Origin of the sequence: Actinocrispum wychmicini, assembly GCF_004345645.1 — a bacterium.
GTDB classification, from domain to species: domain Bacteria; phylum Actinomycetota; class Actinomycetes; order Mycobacteriales; family Pseudonocardiaceae; genus Kibdelosporangium; species Kibdelosporangium wychmicini.
The window spans coordinates 243,015-261,156 of sequence record NZ_SLWS01000008.1; the positions used below are offsets into that span (position 1 = coordinate 243,015).

General features: G+C 69.4%; 17 protein-coding genes. 10 read left to right on the top strand and 7 right to left on the bottom strand.

The window, feature by feature from the left end; translation table 11 throughout:
- Positions 1–13: 13 nt before the first annotated feature.
- The 4 genes from EV192_RS34015 to EV192_RS34030 form a co-directional block, all read right to left on the bottom strand.
- Positions 14–1,525 (bottom strand): phosphocholine-specific phospholipase C, encoded by a 1,512-nt coding sequence (locus EV192_RS34015; protein ID WP_132122700.1) that lies wholly within the window; start codon positions 1,523–1,525, stop codon positions 14–16.
- A 90-nt stretch (positions 1,526–1,615) separates the two neighbouring features.
- Entirely contained in the window at positions 1,616–2,956 is a 1,341-nt protein-coding gene (locus tag EV192_RS34020; protein WP_132122701.1) for an NtaA/DmoA family FMN-dependent monooxygenase, read from the bottom strand.
- On the bottom strand, positions 2,956–3,954 hold the full coding sequence (locus tag EV192_RS34025; protein WP_132122702.1) for an LLM class flavin-dependent oxidoreductase: 999 nt from the start codon (positions 3,952–3,954) through the stop codon (positions 2,956–2,958). Before EV192_RS34025 ends, EV192_RS34020 begins: the two co-directional genes overlap by 1 nt.
- 72 nt (positions 3,955–4,026) lie before the next feature.
- Positions 4,027–5,385, bottom strand: coding sequence for an aminotransferase-like domain-containing protein (locus EV192_RS34030; protein WP_132122703.1), 1,359 nt, complete (start codon positions 5,383–5,385; stop codon positions 4,027–4,029).
- 46 nt (positions 5,386–5,431) lie between these two features.
- On the opposite strand from EV192_RS34030, the gene EV192_RS34035 reads away from it, so the two are divergent.
- The 5 genes from EV192_RS34035 to EV192_RS34055 all read left to right on the top strand — a co-directional run bounded on the left by EV192_RS34035 (position 5,432) and on the right by EV192_RS34055 (position 9,967).
- Complete coding sequence (locus EV192_RS34035; protein WP_132122704.1) at positions 5,432–5,893, top strand: carboxymuconolactone decarboxylase family protein; 462 nt, start codon at positions 5,432–5,434, stop codon at positions 5,891–5,893.
- Positions 5,890–6,630, top strand: a complete 741-nt coding sequence (locus EV192_RS34040; RefSeq protein WP_132122705.1) for an isocitrate lyase/PEP mutase family protein — start codon at positions 5,890–5,892, stop codon at positions 6,628–6,630. Before EV192_RS34035 ends, EV192_RS34040 begins: the two co-directional genes overlap by 4 nt.
- A gap of 378 nt (positions 6,631–7,008) precedes the next feature.
- Positions 7,009–7,839: a hypothetical protein gene (locus EV192_RS34045; RefSeq protein WP_132122706.1), complete on the top strand. Its 831-nt coding sequence runs from the start codon at positions 7,009–7,011 to the stop codon at positions 7,837–7,839.
- 130 nt (positions 7,840–7,969) lie between these two features.
- Positions 7,970–9,370 carry a sialidase family protein gene (locus EV192_RS34050; protein ID WP_165960769.1) on the top strand — a complete coding sequence of 467 codons (1,401 nt, stop codon included), beginning with the start codon at positions 7,970–7,972 and terminating at the stop codon, positions 9,368–9,370.
- A gap of 42 nt (positions 9,371–9,412) precedes the next feature.
- The gene (locus EV192_RS34055; protein WP_243727247.1) at positions 9,413–9,967 is read left to right on the top strand and encodes a 3'-5' exonuclease; all 555 of its coding nucleotides are present in this window, start codon (positions 9,413–9,415) and stop codon (positions 9,965–9,967) included.
- 19 nt (positions 9,968–9,986) lie between these two features.
- On the opposite strand, the gene EV192_RS34060 is transcribed toward EV192_RS34055, so the two are convergent.
- On the bottom strand, positions 9,987–10,964 hold the full coding sequence (locus EV192_RS34060) for an aldo/keto reductase (protein ID WP_424923410.1): 978 nt from the start codon (positions 10,962–10,964) through the stop codon (positions 9,987–9,989).
- Between the two features lie 102 nt (positions 10,965–11,066).
- Between EV192_RS34060 and EV192_RS34065 the strand changes: the two genes are divergently transcribed.
- Complete coding sequence (locus EV192_RS34065; RefSeq protein WP_132122709.1) at positions 11,067–11,918, top strand: helix-turn-helix transcriptional regulator; 852 nt, start codon at positions 11,067–11,069, stop codon at positions 11,916–11,918.
- A 9-nt stretch (positions 11,919–11,927) separates the two neighbouring features.
- Here the strand turns inward: EV192_RS34065 and EV192_RS34070 are convergent, their stop codons facing one another.
- Positions 11,928–12,320 (bottom strand): PPOX class F420-dependent oxidoreductase, encoded by a 393-nt coding sequence (locus tag EV192_RS34070; RefSeq protein WP_481729946.1) that lies wholly within the window; start codon positions 12,318–12,320, stop codon positions 11,928–11,930.
- 90 nt (positions 12,321–12,410) lie between these two features.
- On the opposite strand from EV192_RS34070, the gene EV192_RS34075 reads away from it, so the two are divergent.
- From EV192_RS34075 to EV192_RS34090, 4 genes are read left to right on the top strand one after another with little or no spacing between them, the layout of a single operon-like run.
- Positions 12,411–12,863, top strand: a complete 453-nt coding sequence (locus EV192_RS34075; RefSeq protein ID WP_132122710.1) for a winged helix-turn-helix transcriptional regulator — start codon at positions 12,411–12,413, stop codon at positions 12,861–12,863.
- Positions 12,864–12,906: 43 nt separating this feature from the next.
- Complete coding sequence (locus EV192_RS34080) at positions 12,907–13,782, top strand: class I SAM-dependent methyltransferase (protein WP_132122711.1); 876 nt, start codon at positions 12,907–12,909, stop codon at positions 13,780–13,782.
- Between the two features lie 46 nt (positions 13,783–13,828).
- Positions 13,829–14,338 (top strand): GtrA family protein, encoded by a 510-nt coding sequence (locus EV192_RS34085; protein WP_132122712.1) that lies wholly within the window; start codon positions 13,829–13,831, stop codon positions 14,336–14,338.
- Between the two features lie 23 nt (positions 14,339–14,361).
- Entirely contained in the window at positions 14,362–15,150 is a 789-nt protein-coding gene (locus tag EV192_RS34090) for a hypothetical protein (RefSeq protein ID WP_132122713.1), read from the top strand.
- Here EV192_RS34090 and EV192_RS34095 read toward each other — a convergent pair.
- Positions 15,134–18,094, bottom strand: a complete 2,961-nt coding sequence (locus EV192_RS34095; protein ID WP_132122714.1) for an AfsR/SARP family transcriptional regulator — start codon at positions 18,092–18,094, stop codon at positions 15,134–15,136. The genes EV192_RS34090 and EV192_RS34095 overlap by 17 nt on opposite strands.
- Positions 18,095–18,142: the final 48 nt, after the last annotated feature.

Consider the following 18,142-nt stretch of genomic DNA (forward strand, 5'->3'; position numbering starts at 1 on the left):
GTGTGGCCGCCCGCTACGACGGATCCTCGGGTGCCGCATCGGGCGGCTGCGGCTGCCCCTTCGGGCGGCGGGTGTGCGGGCGGCGGCCGCGTTCCTGGGTGGGCGGCTTCTGGTCCTTGCCGGGGAACGCCGGCGCGGGCAGGTTGGCGGCCTCGTAACGGGACAGCACCAGCGGGCCGCTGGTGTCCGGCAGGACGGGCGGGTCGGCCTTGTGGTCGTGGAACCGGAACGCGGACGTCATGTCGCCGAACGTCCGGCGGCGCCAGTCCGAGATGTTCGGCTCGGCCACCCCGGTGACCTTCTCCAGGAACCGCAGGGGAGACGTGTGGTCGAAGTTCTCGCTGCAGACCCAGCCGCCCGCGGTCCACGGGGACACGATGATCGCCGGCACGCGGTAGCCCGCGCCGACCGGCAGGCCGTTGCCGGGTGTGCCGCCAGGGGAGGTCTTGGTGACGAACTCGTGCGGTGTCCCGGCCGGCGGGGTCGGTGGGATGACGTGGTCGAACAGGCCGTCGTTCTCGTCGTAGTTGAGGATGAACACGGTCTTCGCCCAGACGTCCGGGTTCGAGGCGATCGCGTCGATCTTGCTGGCGACGAACGCGGCGCCCTCGGCGGGCGTGAAGTTCGGGTGCTCGGACGCGGTCGACGTGCAGATGATCCACGACACCGTGGGCAGCTTGCCGTTGCGGGCGTCGTATTCGAACTGGCCTTCCGGCCGGTGCGTGAGGCCGTTCACGTACAGCGGCGAATCCTTGGGACTGTTACGGAACGACGCGAACTGCTCAAGCATGTTGCAGCCGTACGTGTCGTCCTGTTCGTATACGCGCCAGCTGACACCGGCCTCGGTGAGCCGTTCGGCGTACGTTTTCCACGTGTAGCCGCCGGCGGGCGCGTGGTTGTCCAGGATCGGGCCGCCGTGCTCGCCGTCCGGGTCGACCGTGCCGGTCATCCACATCATCCGGTTCGGCCAGGTGGGGCCGAAGACGGAGCAGTGGTAGGCGTCGCAGATGGTGAACGCCTCGGCGAGCGCGAACTGGAACGGCAGGTCGGCGCGGGTGTGGTAGCCCATCACGTACGGGCCGTTCTTGCCGTCGGCCTTCCGGTGCGCGGGCAGCCAGTTGTCCATCCTGCCGGCGTTCCAGGCGTCGTGCTGGACCTGCCAGGCGTGTGAGGTCGACGGGATCTTCTGCGCGTTGGTGGCGTGCGTGTCCAGGTGGAACGGCAGCGCGTACCCGGCCGGGTTCTGTGCGTCCGGCTGGTAGAACACCGTGCGGCCGTTGGGGAGTCTGGCGGCGTCGGGGTCGTTGAACCCGCGTACCCCGGACAGCGTGCCGAAGTAGTGGTCGAACGACCGGTTCTCCTGCATCAACAGCACGACATGCTCGATGTCCCGCAGGGAGCCGCGTTTGGGCGCCTCGTCGGCGAGGGCGCGTTGGACATTCGGCGGCATCAGGGTCGCGGCCGCCGCGGCGGCCGCGACACCGGCGGTGGATCCCAGCAGACGGCGACGTGTCAGTTCGCTCATGGAGGTGACCCTGAGCCGCGATCGTCACTGCCACACCGGTGCCTGGGCGAACGCCGGGCGAACAGCGGTTGAAAACTGTCGCCGAATTACTCAAGTAGTGCGAAAAGGCTGAACCCCCAGGTGGTCGCGCAGGGTCGGGCCGGTGTACTCGGTCCGGAACACGCCACGGTCCTGCAGCCGCGGCACCACGGTCTCTGCGAACTCGTCCAGGCCGCCCGGGGTGACGTGCGGGACCAGGATGAAGCCGTCGCTCGCGTCCGCCTGGACCAGTTCGTTGATCGAGTCGGCGACCGTGGCGGCCGAGCCGATGAAGGTCTGGCGGGCGGTGACCTCGATGATCAGCTCGCGGATCGACAGGTTCTTCGCCTCCGCCAGCGCGCGCCACTCCCTGGCGGTGCCCAGCGGATCCTTGTACATCCGCACACTGGCCCGGCCCTGGGCGACGGTGTTCTCGCCGACGAGCGGATCCACCTCGGGCAGCGGCCCGTCCGGGTCGTACCCGCCGAGGTCGCGGTTCCACAGCTGTTCCAGGAACTTGATCGCGGTCTGGCCGCTGACCTGTTGGCGGCGCACGGCATGGGCGCGTTCGCGGGCGTCCGCGTCGGTGTCGCCGAGGACGAACGTGGCCGCCGGCAGGATCTTCAGCTGGTCGTGGGTGCGGCCGTACTTGGCCAGGCGCCGCTTGACGTCCGTGTAGAACTTCTGGCCCGCCTCCAGGGTGCCGTAGCGGGAGAAGATCGCGTCCGCGGTGGCCGCGGCGAACTCCCGGCCCTCGTCGGAGTCGCCCGCCTGGAGGATCACCGGGCGGCCCTGCGGGCTGCGCGGCACGTTGAACCGGCCGGAGATGTCGAAATGGGCGTCGTGGTGGTCGAACGCGCCCGCGCCTTCGGTCACGTACACACCGGATTCCTTGTCCGCCAAGACCTCGTGGCCGTTCCACGAGTCGAACAGCTCCCAGGCCGTGCGCATGAACGTCTCCGCGCGTTCGTAGCGCTGGTCCTGGGGGAGGAATCCGCCGCGGCGGAAGTTCTCGCCGGTGAACGCGTCCCACGACGTGACCACGTTCCAGCCGGCGCGGCCGCCGGACAGGTGGTCGAGCGAGGCGAACTGGCGGGCCACCTCGTAGGGCTCGTTGAAGGTCGAGTTGATGGTGCCGGTGAGGCCGAGGTGCTCGGTCACCGCGGCCAGCGCGGCGAGCACGGTGAACGTGTCCGGCCGGCCGACCACGTCCAGGTCGTAGATCTGGCCGTTCTGCTCGCGCAGCCGCAGGCCCTCGGCGAGGAAGAAGAAGTCGAACTTGGCCCGTTCCGCGGTCTGCGCCAGATGGACGAACGAGCTGAACTCGATGTGGCTGCCGGCCTGCGGGTCGCTCCACACAGTCGTGTTGTTCACGCCGGGGAAGTGCGCGGCGAGGTGGATCTGCTTGGTCATCAGGCAACCTCGTAACGGTTCGCGGGCCGGCTGAGCCCCAGGTGGCCCCGCAGTGTCGTTGTCTCGTACTCACGCCGGAACTCGCCGCGGCCCTGCAGGAGCGGCACCAGGCCGCGGACGATGGCGGTCAGGTCGTGCGGGATCGCGGCCGGATGCAGGCGGAAGCCCCGGAAGTCCCACGCCGCCAACTGGTCCGCGAGTTCCTCCGGGGTACCGGTGAACACCGTGCCTGGCGGCGGCTCGGCCAGGTCGTCCAGGCGTGCCTTGCGGTCCACGGCGGCCGTGGTGGTCTCGTCCAGGAAGACGACGACATCCGCGAAGTCGCCTTCCTCATGCGGTTCGACGAACACGAGGTCGCCGCCGATCCGTGCGTCGGCGGCCACGATGGGTTGGCCCTGTGGCGGCCTCGGCGTGATGGACGGCCCCTTCACCGTGAACCAGCGGCCGGTGAAGTCGATGTAGTGCAGCTTGTCCCGGTCGACGAACCGGCCGGTGGCCACGTCCCGGATCTCCGCGTCGTCCGCCCAGCTGTCCCACAACCGGCGCAGCACCTCGACGTAGTCCGCGGCCTCGCCGGCCAGGTCCGTCAAGTCCGTACGGCGGCCGAAATGCCGTGCCTCGGCCACGTCCGAGGTCGTCCGCACGTGCAGGCCGGCGCGACCCTGGCTGACGTAGTCGAGTGTCGCGATCGCCTTGGACAGGTGGAACGGCTCGGTGTGCGTGGCGATGGCGGCAGGCACCAGCCCGATGCGGTTGGTCAGCGGCGCCACTCTGGACGCGATCAGCACCGCGTCCAACCGGCCGGGCTCGCGGTCCAGCCGCAACGAGTCGGCGATCGTGACGAAGTCGAGCTTGCCGGCCTCCGCCTCGCGGACCAGATCGATCCAGTACCCGGCGGTGAGCAGGTCCCGTGGGCGGGCGTCGGGTTCCCGCCACGCGGCCGGGTGCCAGCCGGTCCCGTCCAACGCGACGGCGAGCTGCGGTTGTGTTCTGGCCATGCGCTTCATCGTGCGGGAAGCGGCCGTGTCTGGGGATGGCGTTCACAGGTTGGGACGGTGGGAATAATTCGGCTACATCTCCTGGAGCATGGCCAGTAGGGCGGCCAGCGTGCCGCCGAAGGAGTTCTTGGGTGGGGCGCCGTAGCCGACCACGAGCCCGGCCGGTCCGTCCGCGTCGATCCTGGACTCGCCGACGGTGGCGATGGCCAGCGAGTGCCGGGCGGCGAGCGCGGGCACGGCCGACTCGTCCGAAAAGGACATCGGGATGGTGAGGTGCAGGCCGGCGGAGATGCCTCGGGGGATCAGGTGCGGCGGGAGGGCGGCGACGAGTCGGTCGCGCCGGGCCCGGTATTCCAGCCGGCAGCGCCGGACGTGCCGGTCGTAGGCGCCGGAGCTGATCATGTCGGCGAGGACGAGCTGGTCGAGCATGGGGACGTAGACACCTTCGGCCTCGATGACCGACACCACCGGGTCGACCAACGCCCTGGGCAGCACCAGCCACGCGAGCCGCAGTGACGGCGCCAGGGTTTTGCTCGCGGTGCCCGCGTAGATCACCTTCTCCGGCGCGAGCGCCTGGAGCGCGCCCACCTGGTGGTGGTCGAACCGGAACTCGCCGTCGTAGTCGTCTTCGATGACCAGAGCGCCGGACTGGGCCAGCGCGGTCCGTCTCGCCGGCGCCATCGTCACGCCCATCGGCGCCTGATGGGCGGGCGTGACCACCACCGCGGGGCTGTTGAGTTGGGTGACGTCCATGCCCTGCTCGTCGACGGGCACGCCGACAACGTGCTGTCCGGTGGCGGCGGCGAAGGCGCGGAACCGGACGAACGACGGGTCCTCGAAGGCCATCTCGGTGATCCCGACGCGCCGCAACGCTCGCCCGAGCACACCGATCGCGTGACTGAACCCGGCGCAGATCACGATCCGCGCCGGGTCCGTCCGTACGCCTCGGCTGCGTCCGGCGTACGCCGACAACGTGGTGCGTAGCACCGATGAGCCACGCGGCTCGCCGTAGCCGAATGTCTCGTTCGGAGTGTGCTGCAGGACCCGCTTGGCCGCGGCTGTCCACAGGTCGCGGGGGAACAGTGAGGGGTCTGGGCGCCCGACCATCAGGTTCCACTGGCGGGGTGGCCGATGGGTGTACGCGGGGTCGGGCGAGCTCAGCGCCTCAGCCCCGGCCGTGGCCACCCGGGTCGGCGCTCCCTGGCTGGTGTGCAGGTAGCCCTCAGCGGCGAGGTCGGCGTACACGCGGGTGACCGTGCCGCGCGCGATGCCCAGGTCGTGGGCCAGGGCACGGGTGGACGGCACGATCGCGCCGGACCGCCACCTGCCGTCCCGGATCGCCGCGCGAACGGCGTTCGCCAGCGCGTGCCGGCCGCTGCCTGGCGTCCAGTCCAGGTGCACGTCGACAGAACTGGACCACGAATCCTCCATAGAACTGGACTCTACCCGTGGACAAGTTGGCGCTAACGTTCGTGTCATGACAAAGCGGATCAACATCTACGGCTTCGCCAAGGCGAGCAAGGCCCTGTTCGCCCTGGCCGAGGAAGTCACCCAGGCCGGCAACGCGGCCGGGGTGGACCAGTCCCTGTTCGAACTGGTCAAGATCCGGGCCTCCCAGATCAACGGCTGCGCCCTCTGCCTGGACATGCACACCACCGACGCGCTGAAACTCGGCGAGAACGCGCGCCGAATCTTCCTGCTCGACGCCTGGCGGGAGACTGACCTGTTCACCGAGCAGGAACGCGCGGCCCTGGAACTCACCGAAGTCCTCACCAGGCTGCCGGACAACCAGGACGTGCCCGACGACGTGTACGACCGCGCGGTCAACGTCTTCACCGAGGACCAGTACCGGGCGGTAGTGTGGATGGTCATGGTCATCAACGGCTACAACCGAATCGGCGTCCCCAGCCGCTCGGAGCTCCCCAGGCGCGCGGCATGACGGCAACCAAGCTCCGCGCCCTGCACCTCCCCGGCAACCCACTGTTGTTGCCGAACGCCTGGGACGCGGCCTCGGCAACCCTGGTCGAACAAGCAGGTTTCCCCGCAGTGGCAACAAGTTCGGTCGCCGTGGCCCAGTCCCTCGGCTACGAGGACCACCAAGGTGCCCCACCAGCGGAGATGTTCGACGCGGTCCGCCGAATCACCCGAGTCGTGTCCGTACCGGTCACTGTCGACGCCGAAGGCGGCTACGACCTGCCCGCCACCGAACTCGCCGCCCGACTGGCCGAAGCCGGCGCGGTCGGCTGCAACATCGAGGACACCGATCACCAAGCCGGCGGTCTGAAAGAAACCGCCCGACACGCCGACTACCTGTCGGCACTCCGAGCGGCCGCCCCAGACCTCGTCCTCAACGCCCGAGTGGACGTCTTCCTCCGCGCGGAGGACCCCAAAGCCGTTCTGGACGACGGCCTGGAACGCGCCACCGCCTACCGCACCGCAGGCGCCGACTGCGTCTACCCGATCACACTCAAGTCGCCGGACCTGCTGAAGTCGTTCGTGGACACGGTCGGACCAGTGAACGGCAACCTGATGCCCGGCGGCCCCACACTGTCCACATTGGCCGAGATCGGCATCGCCCGGGTCTCGATGGGCGGCGGCCTGTGGCACCTCGTGAACAGATCGACCAAGCGAATCCTGCGCGGGCTGGCGGCGGGAATCTCTCCCTACGAGGACTAGAGCCAAGAGCGGGCAAGCCCGGCATCGCTGTCGGTGGTGTCTCCTTGATCATTGGCATCCGAAATCCAAGGCGCGTGCCCGCGCAACAGACCTGTGCCTCGTTCTGTCTCCCGGCCGACCTGGGCGCAGCCCAACTACAGGTGTCAAGAGGCTGAAAGCGGCGAGCAACCCCGCGCGGGAACCGGCCTCTTGACGCCTGTGGTTGCCTCTGGCAGGTCGGGCGGGAGACAGGACGCGGCCCTTCCCCTGTCTCCTGGTCGATCAGCCCGCCCGGCGAGGGCATCCTTTGAACAAAGACCTGTATTCAGATGTTCGGATCCGTGTTCGCGGACCCATGAGGCCGTTTCCTCCGACTCTGCGGCGATGTAGCGTGTGGCCATGAGACTGCCGATGATCATCACCGGTGTTGTCGTGGCCGTCGTTGTGTCCAGCGTTCCCGCCATGGCCGCGCCGACCGCCACCGTCACTGTGAGCGGCGATGTGGCTTCTGCGCGGGACTACAGTGGGTCCGATCTGGTCGCGCTCGGTCAGCGGACGTATCCCGTTCCCGGCACGTCGAGGACGGTCACCGGGACCAGTCTCCTGGACCTTGTCGTCCACTCCGCCCCGGTCGTTCCGCCGGGCAAGAACACGCAACTGCGGGTGGGGGTCCGGGTAACCGGCAAGCACGGACGGTCGTCGACGTTCGCGCTCGGTGAGCTCGATCCAGGGTTCGGAGCCCAGCCCGCGGTCCTCACCACCGACCACGGCATCGACCTCGTCCTGCCCGGCGACAACCGCCGCGATGTCATGGATGTCCGTGGTGTCAACGTCTTTGTCGACCGGACCACGCCATCTACTGGCCCCGGGCTGCGCGTGGTCACTCCACACAGGACAGTGGTCCTCCCGGCTTGGCTGCTTGCCCACCTGCCCGCCCGGACGGTCAAGGTCACGTTCCTGGCCGGCACCACCCCGCAGACCCACACGGAGAAAGGCCCGTCGCTGGCCGAGGTTCTGCTGTTCGCCGGAGTCCTGCCGACGTCGGGCAGTGCTGTCACGGCGGTGGGTGACGACGGATATGGGGCCATGGTCACGCTCGGCGAACGTCGTCCGCTGCTTTTGTCCACGGTGGAGGATGGGGCTGGGCTGGCGCACCCGCAGCTGATTCCCGACGGTGACGTCAAAGGCGGCCGCTATGTCTCCGGTGTCGTGACTTTGTCCGTCAGGTGACGTGTGCCATCGGCACTATGACGGAGCGTGAACTCTTCGGCATGAGCCCTGAAGGGTGGCAGGCGCCGAAGTCTGATCGGCGGTGATGGCGCCGGACGCGGTAATATATAGGCGATACGGGGGGTTCGCCATGAAGAGCCGGATCGTCACCACTGCCGCTGTTGTGCTGTTACTGGGTGGCCAGGCCGCGGCCGGCCAGGGTGTCCGCGCCGTCTCCGGCCCGACGCCGTTCGCCGTGGGGTGTGCCACCGGTTCCGCGACGCTGTACCGAAACGCCGAAGTGCAGCCGTATCTCGCGGTGAACCCACGTAATCCGCGCCATCTCGTTGGCACGTACCAGGAAGACCGTTGGTCGGACGTGGCCGCGCAGGGTGTGGTCGCAGTGGCCTCTTTTGACGGCGGCTTGTCGTGGCGGCAGTCGACGCCGCGGATGTCCCGCTGTACCGGTAACACCGCTTTCGATCGCGCCACGGACTCGTGGGCGAGCATCGCGCCGGACGGGACCGCCTATCTGTCCACGCTGTCCATGAGCGGTGCCGCGCTGACCCCCGGCTCGGTCAACGGTGTGCACGTGACCCGGTCCGCCGACGGCGGTGTCACGTGGAGTGATCCGGTGCTGCTGGCGACCGGCGACGAGAACCTGTTCAACGACCTGCCGTCGGTGACCGCGGACCCCACCGACGCCCGATTGGTCTACGTGGTGTGGACGGCGATCCGGGTGATCGACCCGGAGCACTCGGTCGGGCCGACGCTGATGCGCCGCAGCACGGACGGCGGCCTCACCTGGCAGCCGGCCACCGCCGTCTACGATCCCGGGATCAACGCGCAGACCACGGCCAACCGGCTCGTCGTGCTGCCGAACGGGACGCTCGTCAACGCTTTCGCGCGGTACAAGGAAGATCCGGGCACGCACGAGATCCTCGTCGACATCGCCGCGACCAGTTCGGTCGACCACGGCGTCACCTGGTCGGCGCCCGCGAAGGTGGCCGACCAACGGCTCGCGCCCACAACGGACCCGGAGACCCAGGCCAAGGTCCGTGACGGCGGCCAACTGCCGCAACTGGCCGTCGACGGACGCGGCACGGTTTACCTGACATGGCAGGACTCCCGCTTCACCAACGGGCTGCGCAACGGCATCGCGGTCGCCCGGTCGACCGACGCCGGCCGCACGTGGTCGGCGCCCACTGTGGTGAACCGTGATCTGTCCACCCAGGCGTTCTCCAGCGCGGTCGCGGCGCAGCGGGACGGGACGGTCTTCGTCACCTACTCGGACTTCCGCAACAACACCGCGGATCCCGCGACCCTGCTGACCGACATCTGGCTGGCCACGTCCATTGACGGCGGCAGCACCTGGTTCGAGCGGCACGTCGCCGGTCCGTTCGACATGGCACTGGCTCCGCGCGCGAACTCGTCGTACTACCTCGGCGACTACCACGGCCTGGTGGCGACGGGCCGGGCGGTCATCCCGTTCTTCCCCATGACCACGGCGAATTCGCAGAACCCCACGGACATCTTCGTGACCTCACTGTAAAACCGAGTGCCCCACTCGCGACGGTGTGGCTACGCTCGCCGCGTGTTGCTGAACGTCGTGGATGTCGAGGCCACGTGCTGGGACGGGCCGTCACCGGGCGGCCAGGTCAACGAGATCATCGAGATCGGGTTGACCGTCGTCGACCTGGTCGCGGGCGAACGCGTTGCGCGACACCGGATCCTGGTGAAGCCGGCCAGGTCCGAGGTGAGCGACTTCTGCACCCGGCTGACCGGGCTCACCCAGGCCGAGGTGGACACCGGGATGCCGTTCGAGGAGGCGTGCCGGGTCCTGGCCAAGGACCACGAGGCGGGGAAGCTGGGGTGGGCCAGTTGGGGTGACTACGACCGCAAGCAGTTCCTCCGCCAGTGCGCCGCGACCACTGTTCGGTACCCGTTCGGTCAGCGGCACGTCAACGCGAAGGCGACGTTCGCGGAGACGTTCGGCCTGCCCCGGCCGGTGGGCATGGCGGCCGCTCTCAAGATCGCCGAACTTCCCTTGGAAGGACGGCACCATCGCGGCGACGACGACGCGTGGAACATCGCCGCGCTGGTGCTCCTGATGGTCGACCGGGGTGACTGGCCGGGGACGAAGCCGTGAGTCCCCGCCAGCCGGACGGTCAGACGTTGACCTGGGACATGTCCGCGTAGCGGTCGCCGGCGGGCGGCGCGATCGCGGTGAGCCGGTCGACCTGTTCCGGGGTGAGCTTGACGTCGAGCGCGGCCGCGTTCTCCTCGATCCGGGAGACCCGCTTGGTGCCCGGGATGGGGACGATGTCGTCGCCCTGGACGAGCAGCCACGCCAACGCCACCTGTGCGGGTGTCGAGCCGACTTCCTGGGCGACGGCTTCGACCTCGTCCACGATCCGCAGGTTCCGTTCGAGGTTGCCGTCGGCGAACCGCGGGTGGTTGCGGCGGAAGTCGCTACTGTCGAACTGGTCGGTCGACCGGATCGCGCCGGTCAGGAAGCCGCGGCCGAGCGGGGAGTACGCCACGAACCCGATGCCCAGTTCGCGGACCACGGACAGGATCTGGTCCTCCGGGTCACGTGTCCACAGTGAGTACTCGGTCTGCAGCGCGGTGATCGGGTGCACGGCGTGGGCGCGCCGGATGGTCTCCGCGCCGGCCTCGGACAGGCCGATGTGCCGGATCTTGCCTTCCCGCACCAGGTCGGCGAGGGCGCCGACGGTGTCCTCGATCGGCGTGTTCGGGTCGACGCGGTGCTGGTAGTAGAGGTCGACGTAGTCGGTGCCGAGCCGCTTCAGGGAGCCTTCCAGCGCGGTCCGGATGTTCGCGGGGGAGCTGTCGATGTTGCGTTCGGCCACGTTCGGGTGCGAAAGCAGACCGAATTTCGTGGCGAGCACCACATCGTCCCGGCGGCCCGCGATGGCGCGACCGACCAGTTCCTCATTGGTGAACGGACCGTAGATCTCGGCCGTGTCGACGAAGGTGACACCGAGGTCGAACGCGCGGTGGATGGTGCGGATCGCCTCGTCGTCGTCGCTGCCCGCACCGGTGTAGAAAGCGGACATCGACATGGCGCCGAGCCCGATCCGGGAAACGTCGAGGCCGCCCAGTGAAGTGTGTTCGATTGCCATGCCACGAACGCTAATCCAGAACGGCCGGGACCACCTGGGTGAGCGGCACCCTGGTTGTGCCACACCCACCCTCGGCCCCAGCGCCGCGCATACCATGGTCATATGGCCAACCAGTTGGGTGACTATCTCAAGGCGCGGCGGGCCGGCGTCAAGCCCGAGGACGTGGACCTGCCGCCCGGCGGGACCAGGCGGGTGCCGGGGCTGCGCCGCGAGGAGGTCGCGGCCATGGCGGGCCTGAGCGTGGACTACTACACCCGCCTGGAACAGGGCCGTGAGCAGCACCCTTCGCCGAGCGTGCTGAACTCGTTGGCCCGGGTGCTGCGGCTCGGCCCGGACGCCCAGCGGTACCTGTTCGCCATCGCCACCCAGGGCCCGCCCGTCCCGCCCGTGCGCCGCCAGCTCAGCCCCAACCTGCTGCGGCTGGTCAACGACTGGACCGACCACCCGGCGCTGATCACCGACCCGTGTCACAACATCGTGGTGGCCAACCACCTCGGCCGGGCGATCTACGGTGGCCATCAGCACAGCGACAACCTGGCCCGGCTGGTGTTCCTGGATCCGGCCGGCCGGACGTTCTACCGCAACTGGAACAATGTGGCCGGCACGATTGTGGCCTCAATTCGGGCGGCCGCGAGCAATCCGGCGGTGAACGCCGAACTGATGGCACTGGTCGGCGAGTTGACGGTGCGCAGCGAGGAATTCAGCAAACGGTGGGCCAAGGCCGAGGTGCTGGAGAAGACCTCGGGCCAGTCGTTCCTGCGCCACCCGATTGTCGGCGATCTCGACCTGACATATGAGACATTCAAGCCGAACGGGGCTCCGGACCTTCAACTCAAGATCTATCGAGCCGAGAAAGGCTCGGAAATGTCGGAGAAACTGACGATGCTCGGCAGCCTCACGGCGGCCCAGCCGGACGAGCCCGCCGCGCTGCCGGACGAGCGGACCGTCCGCTGACCCCGGAGATCAGCTCATCCCCACGATCTGCCGGTCCGGCTTGATGAGCGCGATGACGCGTTCGTTGTCGCGCGTGTAGGGGCCGCCGATGTACTTGGTGGCGATCCGGTCGACGATCTCCCACGCGGCGTCACCCTCCACCCATGCCACGACCTCGCCGCGGATGATGATCGGCTCGAACGGGTTGTCGGCCGGGGTCAGGGAGATCGCGACCCGCGGGTCACGCCGCAGGTTGCGGGCCTTGCGGGAGCCCGGCCCGGTGAGGATCGCGACGTGGTCGCCGTCGGTGCCGATCCAGACCGGAACGGAGTGCGGGGCGCCGTCCGGCAGCAGGCTGGCGACGTGGGCGATCGGGGTGCCGTCGAGAACGCGGCGGACTTCTGCGTTGAGCATGGTGGTCATCTCGGCGATCCTTCCAGGGTTCCTTCAAGAGACTCCATGACCGTAGCAGGACGAGTTCCCTAAGGGAACCCCAATTGTTAGACTGGACGCATGCAGCGAACGAACTTCGGCGAGATGGCGTGCTCGATCGCGCGCACGCTCGACGTGATCGGGGAGCCCTGGTCGCCGCTCATCCTGCGGGACGTGTGGGTCGGGTTCAGCCGGTTCGAGCAGATCCAGGCCGATCTCGGCATCTCCCGCAAGGTGCTGACCGAGCGGCTGAACCACCTCATCGAGCACGGTGTGCTCGAACGCCGGCCCTACGACCGGCGGCCCAGGTACGAGTACGTCCTGACCCAGAAGGGCACCGAGCTCGTCGACCTGCTCATGGTCATGGTCGGCTGGGGCGACAAGTGGCTCGCCGGCGAGGCCGGCCCGCCGGTGCTCTACCGCCACCACGCCTGCGGTGAGATCAGCCGGGTCGACCTGCGGTGCGCCCACTGCGGCGAACCGATGCACCCGGGCGACATCGACGTGCTGCCTGGCCCCGGCGCGGCGGCATGATCCCTTAGGATCAGCCGCTAAACCGACCTGGGGGTGGTAGAAGGTGGATTCCCGAGCGAGTTTCACGGCTGAGACGGTCGCGTTGCAGCGCGCGTTCGAGTCCAAGCGACCGGTGCGCAGCCGGTTGTTCGCCGACCCGTACGCCGACGCGTTTCTGCGGCCGACACTTCGGACGTTGGCGGCCGCGAGCGGTGTGTTCGGGGTGCGGCGGCTGGCGTCTGGCCTGTACGACGCGGTCGCCGGGCCAGGCCCGCGGCCGTCGGCGATCGTCCGGACCAAGGTGATCGACGACGCCCTCACCGAGGCCGACGCCGAGCAGTGTGTGCTGCTGGGAGCTGGGTACGACACGCGCGCGCACCGCCTGCCCGCGTTGGCCTCGAAGCGGGTGTTCGAGGTCGACCATCCGCTGACGCAGGCCGCGAAACGGCGGGTGATCTCGCAGCTGGACCTGAACACCGAGCACGTCACGTACGTGCCGGTCGACTTCGAACGCGACGACCTGGCCGAGCAACTGGCGGCGGCCGGCTTCGACCGGACGCGGGAGACGGTGTTCGTCTGGGAAGGCGTGACGAACTACCTCACCCAGGAAGCCATCGACGGCACCCTCGGGGTGATCCACGACCTGGGGCACGCCGGCGGGACGCTGATCGTGACCTATGTGGACGTTCGGGCGCTGGCCGAGCCGTCGCCGTTCCCGGAGGCGCGCCGGTGGGTGCGGGCGGTGGCCAGGGCCGGCGAGCCGTGGACGTTCGGCCTGCACCCGGACGAGGTCGGGGCGTTCCTCGCCGACCGCGGGTTCCGGCTGCGCACCGACGTGTCCACTTTGGACGCAGGGGAGCCGTGGTTCGCCGCGCAACACCGTAACGAGCATGGTTCGGCGCTCTATCGGGTCGCGGTCACCGAGATCACCCACAGCTAAGCCCTCGTTCGCCTGGTGGTCACCCGGGATGGGCAGACTCACGGACATGCCGCAGGCGACACGTGCGCAGGACAGGGGAGAGCGGTTCGGGGCGGCGATGGCCGCGGTCGTCCGGCGGCTCCCGTTCGGACTGTCCAGGATCATCCCACCGAGCCTGCTCGGCTTCGCGGTCATCAACGGCTTCACCTTCGCGGTCGACCTGACCCTGCTCACCGCGTTGCACTCGTGGCTGGACCTGTGGCTGCCCGCGGCGATCACCATCTCCTACGTGTGCGCGTTCGGCCTGAGCTACACGCTCAACCGCGCCTTCAACTTCCGTTCGCACGCCGCGGTCGGCCCGCAGGTCGCCGTGTACGTGGTCGTTGTCGTCGTCAACTACCTGGCGTGGATCCTGGGGGTGGCGACCGGGCTGGCCGCGTTGGGCCTGGACTTCCGGCTGGCGCGGATCGCCGCGGGCGGGTGCGAGGCCGTGTACATGTACTGCATGATGCGCTGGGTGGTCTTCCGCGACTCACAACCGAATCACAACACCCCTGAGGTAGACACGGACCCCTGAGAGGAGTCTCCAGGGAGGGGTGGATGAGGAAAGCGATAGTGGGGCTGGCGATCACGCTGCTGGCCGCGATGCTGCCGGCGGTCGCGTCGGCCGGGCTGAGCTGCCGGCCGACCGTGGACATCGGCGACGTCGCCCAGGTCGAAGGCAGCGTGTTCCGGTTCCCGGTCACGTTCAGGATCCTGCCGGCGTGTCCGGCGCTGGAGCCCGGCTCGGTCGGCTTCCACACCGTGGACGGGTCGCCGGGCGACCACGACCCGGCCAGGGCGGGGGTGGACTACGGCGCCAGGTCGGGCGTGCTCAAGTGGCCCGGACCAGCCACGCAGTACATCGAGGTGCCGACGTTCGGCAACACCGTTCCGCAGCACACCCGGGTGTTCTGGGTCCAGCTGGACACCCCGAACAACGTGTCCGTCAGCCACGGCGAGGCGGCCGGCTGGATCCAGGACGACGACGGCAGGCCGCCACCGCAGACCGACTGTCAGAAGGTGCCGTGCCAGGGCACCGTGCCGGCGAGCGGCATCTGCTGGATTCCGGACGACATCCGGGAGGTCCTGGCGGACTTCCACTTCTCGTACCAGGACGGGCCACCGCGCGAGGTGCACGTGCGGACCGACGAGTCGGGCGGCAACGAGGGCTGGGTGCCGATCAGGGACCAGGTGATCAAGGTCGACGGCGACCAGCTGCGCGCGACCGTCCGGATCCAGTTGACCGCGAACCGCCGGATGACCGTCCCGCTGCAGTTCTTCGGCCTGGCCAGAGGTGTCGACGCAGGGAACATGACCACCAAGCTGACGGTCATGACGACTCGATAGCCAGCGCCTCGGCCGTCGCGTTCTCCCGCCGGTACAGTTCTGCTGCCCTCGCCCGGTGGTGGGACGCGGCGGCCGCCTGGCCGGACCGATCCGCGAGGTCGGCCAGGTCACGTTCCAGATGAGCATGCTCGTACCCGTCGGGCACGTTCCGGCGAATCACCAACGCCGCCTCCAGATGTTCATGGGCGGCGCGCAGGTCGCCTCGGCCGAGGCAGGTGCGGCCGAGGCGATCGAGCGCCACGGACTCGATGTGCGGCGCCCGGTGTTCCTGGGCCAACGCCAGAGCGGCCTCGAACTGCTCGGACGCCGAAGGGAAGTCGCGCCGGCCCAGGTACACCGTGCCGGTGTGCAGCAGGGCTTCCATCTCCAGCCAGACATAGCCGATCGAACGGACGAGCGTGAGAGCTTCCTGCAGCGTGGTCAACGCGAGGTCGTCGTCCCCGAGTTCCAGGTACGCCTCGCCGAGCGTGTCCAGCGTGCCCGCCTCGAACCTGGGGGTGTCCAGCTTGCGGAACCGGGCCAGCGCCTCGGACAGCGGTTCGAGGCTGTCCGCGGCCCGACCCATCTGGATCAGCGTGCTGCCCAGGTTGCGCTGGGACAGGGCGTGACCGAGATGGTTGTCCGTCGCCGCGCACCGCGCCACCGCCATCTGGTGTGCCTCAACGGCTTCGTCGAACCTGCGCATCTCGGCGTACGCGTTGGCGAGGTTGTTGTAGACGTGCCCCTCGCCGCCGAGGTCCCCGGCGGCGCGGACCGCGCGCAGGGCCAGGATGTTGGTGTCGACGGCGTCCTGCAGCCGTCGGGTCATGTAGTAGGCGACGCCGAGCGCGCGGAGCATCTCGGCTTCGGCGAACGGGTCGGCCAGTTCGGCGGCGGCCGCGGCGCCCTGCCGGCACAGCTCGACCCGGTCCTGCCAGTGCCCGGTGGCGTCGTAGAAGCTGGTCAGCAGGTACGTGAAGTGCCAGGCGGCGGTGAGCCGGCCGCTTTCCCTGGCGAACCGGGCGGCGGGCACGAAGTTGTGCCGTTCCCCCTCGAGAAACGCCAGCGCCCCCGGCCGGTCCGGGACGAACGGCAGTTCGGGCGGGGAGTGGCGGAGGCTCGGCGTGACCAGGTCGCGGTTTGGGTCGATCGCCTTGTTCGCTTCGTTCGCGACCCGCAGGTACCAGTCGACGAGCCGGTGTCCCGCTTCGGCGATGGCCGCCTCCGCCTCGTCGGCCCGCGCGCACTGCCGCGCGAACTCCCGGATGAGGTCGTGGAACCGGAACCGGTCGTCGCCGACGGCCGTGATGAGGTGCGCGGACTTCAGCTCCGCGGTGGCCCGCCGCCCCTCCACCGCGGCGACACCGCACATCGCGGCACCGAGGGATGACGTGAACGTCGTCGACGGCACCAGGCCCAGCAGCCGGAACATCCGGGTCTGCGCGAGTTCCAACGGCAGGTACGCGCTGGCCAGCACGGTCCGAACGGTCCGTGCGTCCCCGTCGACCCGCAGCGCGTCCAACCGGCCCGCCCCGGCGAGCTCGCCCGCCAGCTCGGCGATGGGTCGCGCGGGCTCGCCCGCGAGCCGGGCAGCCGCGATCCGCAACGCCAACGGCATCCCACCGCACAGCCGGGCCAGCCGGGCCGCGGGTCCACGTTCCCGCTCCACCCGCCGAGCCCCGAGGACACTGCTCAGCAATTCCACCGAAGCCTGATGCCGCAACGCGTCCAACGCGACCGTGTGCACGGCGTACCGGGCGCCGAGCGCGGCCAGCGCGCGCCTGCTCGTGATCACGAGCAGGGTGCGACCCGCTCCTGGCACCAACGGGAGCACGTGCTCAACGTCGCCCGCGTTGTCAACGACGACAACACATCGCTTGTTGTGCACCAGGGATCGGTACAGCGCGGCCCGTTCGTTCACCCCGCCGGGAATCCGCTCGTCCGGCATCCCCAGGCTGCGCAACAGATGCGCCAGCGCGTCGTCGGCGGACATCACCCGGCGCGGGTCGTGGCCGCGGACGTCGACGAACAGCTGTCCGTCCGGGAAACGTGGGGCCACCCGATGTCCCCATTGGACTGCCAACGCGGTCTTCCCCATCCCGGCGGACCCGGAGATCACCACGACCGGCGGCTCGTCGTGGGCGAGCACGTCGTCCAGGGCGTCGAGCTCGTCCGCCCGGCCGGTGAAGTGCCCGACCCGGGCCGGCAGCTGGGCCGGTCCGGCCGGCCGTTGCGCCTCGAGGTCCGGGTCGCGGCGCAGGATCCGGCTGTGCAGCGCGAGCAGGTCCGGTCCGGGCTCGGCGCCCAGTTCGGCGGCCAGCCGCACCCGGACCATCTGGAACGCGGCCAGGGCGTCGGACTGCCGGCCGGCCCGGTACAGCGCGAGCATGTGCAGCCCGGCCAACACCTCGCGGGTGGGATGTTCGGCCAGCAGCCGGGCGATCTCGCCGACCGCGTCCTCGTGGTTGCCCAGCCGCAACTCGGCCGTCCATCGGTCCTCCATTGTGGACAGCCGGAGTTCCTGCAGCCGTTCGGCCTCGCGCAGCCCCCACCCCATCAGGCTGGCGTCCGCGAACGCCTCACCCCGCCACAGGTCGAGCGTGCGCCGCAGCCCGGTGAGGTCCTTCGCCGTCCGGGCCTGCCGCTCGAACCGGACGGCGTCGACCATGGCCGGGTCCACGTCGAGCACGTAACCCGGGTTGACCGTCCGCAGCACCGGCCCGAATCCGGCCTTGTCCAACGCCTGCCGGATCCGGGCCACGTGGCTGTGCAGCGTCCGAACGGCGGTACGCGGCGGATCCTCACCCCAGACGACGTCGACGAGCTTGGCGACGGGCAGCACCTCACCGGCGTGCAGGGCGAGCATGCCCAGGACCGCCCGTTGCCGGGCGCCCTGGAGCGAAGCCGGTCCACCTGGGCCGATCGCCTGCACGCTGCCGAGAACCAACAACTCGCCCGCGCTCATAGTGAACTGAGCGTAGTCACCTGGTCCGAAAACGGGTACGTCCGTGGG

What these genes read in the sequence shown, in the direction of transcription:
- EV192_RS34015 (WP_132122700.1), bottom strand. Translation starts at nt 1,525, where the DNA reads ATGAGCGAACTGACACGTCGCCGTCTGCTGGGATCCACCGCCGGTGTC.
- EV192_RS34020 (WP_132122701.1), bottom strand. Translation starts at nt 2,956, where the DNA reads ATGACCAAGCAGATCCACCTCGCCGCGCACTTCCCCGGCGTGAACAAC.
- EV192_RS34025 (WP_132122702.1), bottom strand. Translation starts at nt 3,954, where the DNA reads ATGGCCAGAACACAACCGCAGCTCGCCGTCGCGTTGGACGGGACCGGC.
- EV192_RS34030 (WP_132122703.1), bottom strand. Translation starts at nt 5,385, where the DNA reads ATGGAGGATTCGTGGTCCAGTTCTGTCGACGTGCACCTGGACTGGACG.
- EV192_RS34035 (WP_132122704.1), top strand. Translation starts at nt 5,432, where the DNA reads ATGACAAAGCGGATCAACATCTACGGCTTCGCCAAGGCGAGCAAGGCC.
- EV192_RS34040 (WP_132122705.1), top strand. Translation starts at nt 5,890, where the DNA reads ATGACGGCAACCAAGCTCCGCGCCCTGCACCTCCCCGGCAACCCACTG.
- EV192_RS34045 (WP_132122706.1), top strand. Translation starts at nt 7,009, where the DNA reads ATGAGACTGCCGATGATCATCACCGGTGTTGTCGTGGCCGTCGTTGTG.
- EV192_RS34050 (WP_165960769.1), top strand. Translation starts at nt 7,970, where the DNA reads ATGAAGAGCCGGATCGTCACCACTGCCGCTGTTGTGCTGTTACTGGGT.
- EV192_RS34060 (WP_424923410.1), bottom strand. Translation starts at nt 10,964, where the DNA reads ATGGCAATCGAACACACTTCACTGGGCGGCCTCGACGTTTCCCGGATC.
- EV192_RS34065 (WP_132122709.1), top strand. Translation starts at nt 11,067, where the DNA reads ATGGCCAACCAGTTGGGTGACTATCTCAAGGCGCGGCGGGCCGGCGTC.
- EV192_RS34070 (WP_481729946.1), bottom strand. Translation starts at nt 12,320, where the DNA reads ATGACCACCATGCTCAACGCAGAAGTCCGCCGCGTTCTCGACGGCACC.
- EV192_RS34075 (WP_132122710.1), top strand. Translation starts at nt 12,411, where the DNA reads ATGCAGCGAACGAACTTCGGCGAGATGGCGTGCTCGATCGCGCGCACG.
- EV192_RS34085 (WP_132122712.1), top strand. Translation starts at nt 13,829, where the DNA reads ATGCCGCAGGCGACACGTGCGCAGGACAGGGGAGAGCGGTTCGGGGCG.
- EV192_RS34090 (WP_132122713.1), top strand. Translation starts at nt 14,362, where the DNA reads ATGAGGAAAGCGATAGTGGGGCTGGCGATCACGCTGCTGGCCGCGATG.
- EV192_RS34095 (WP_132122714.1), bottom strand. Translation starts at nt 18,094, where the DNA reads ATGAGCGCGGGCGAGTTGTTGGTTCTCGGCAGCGTGCAGGCGATCGGC.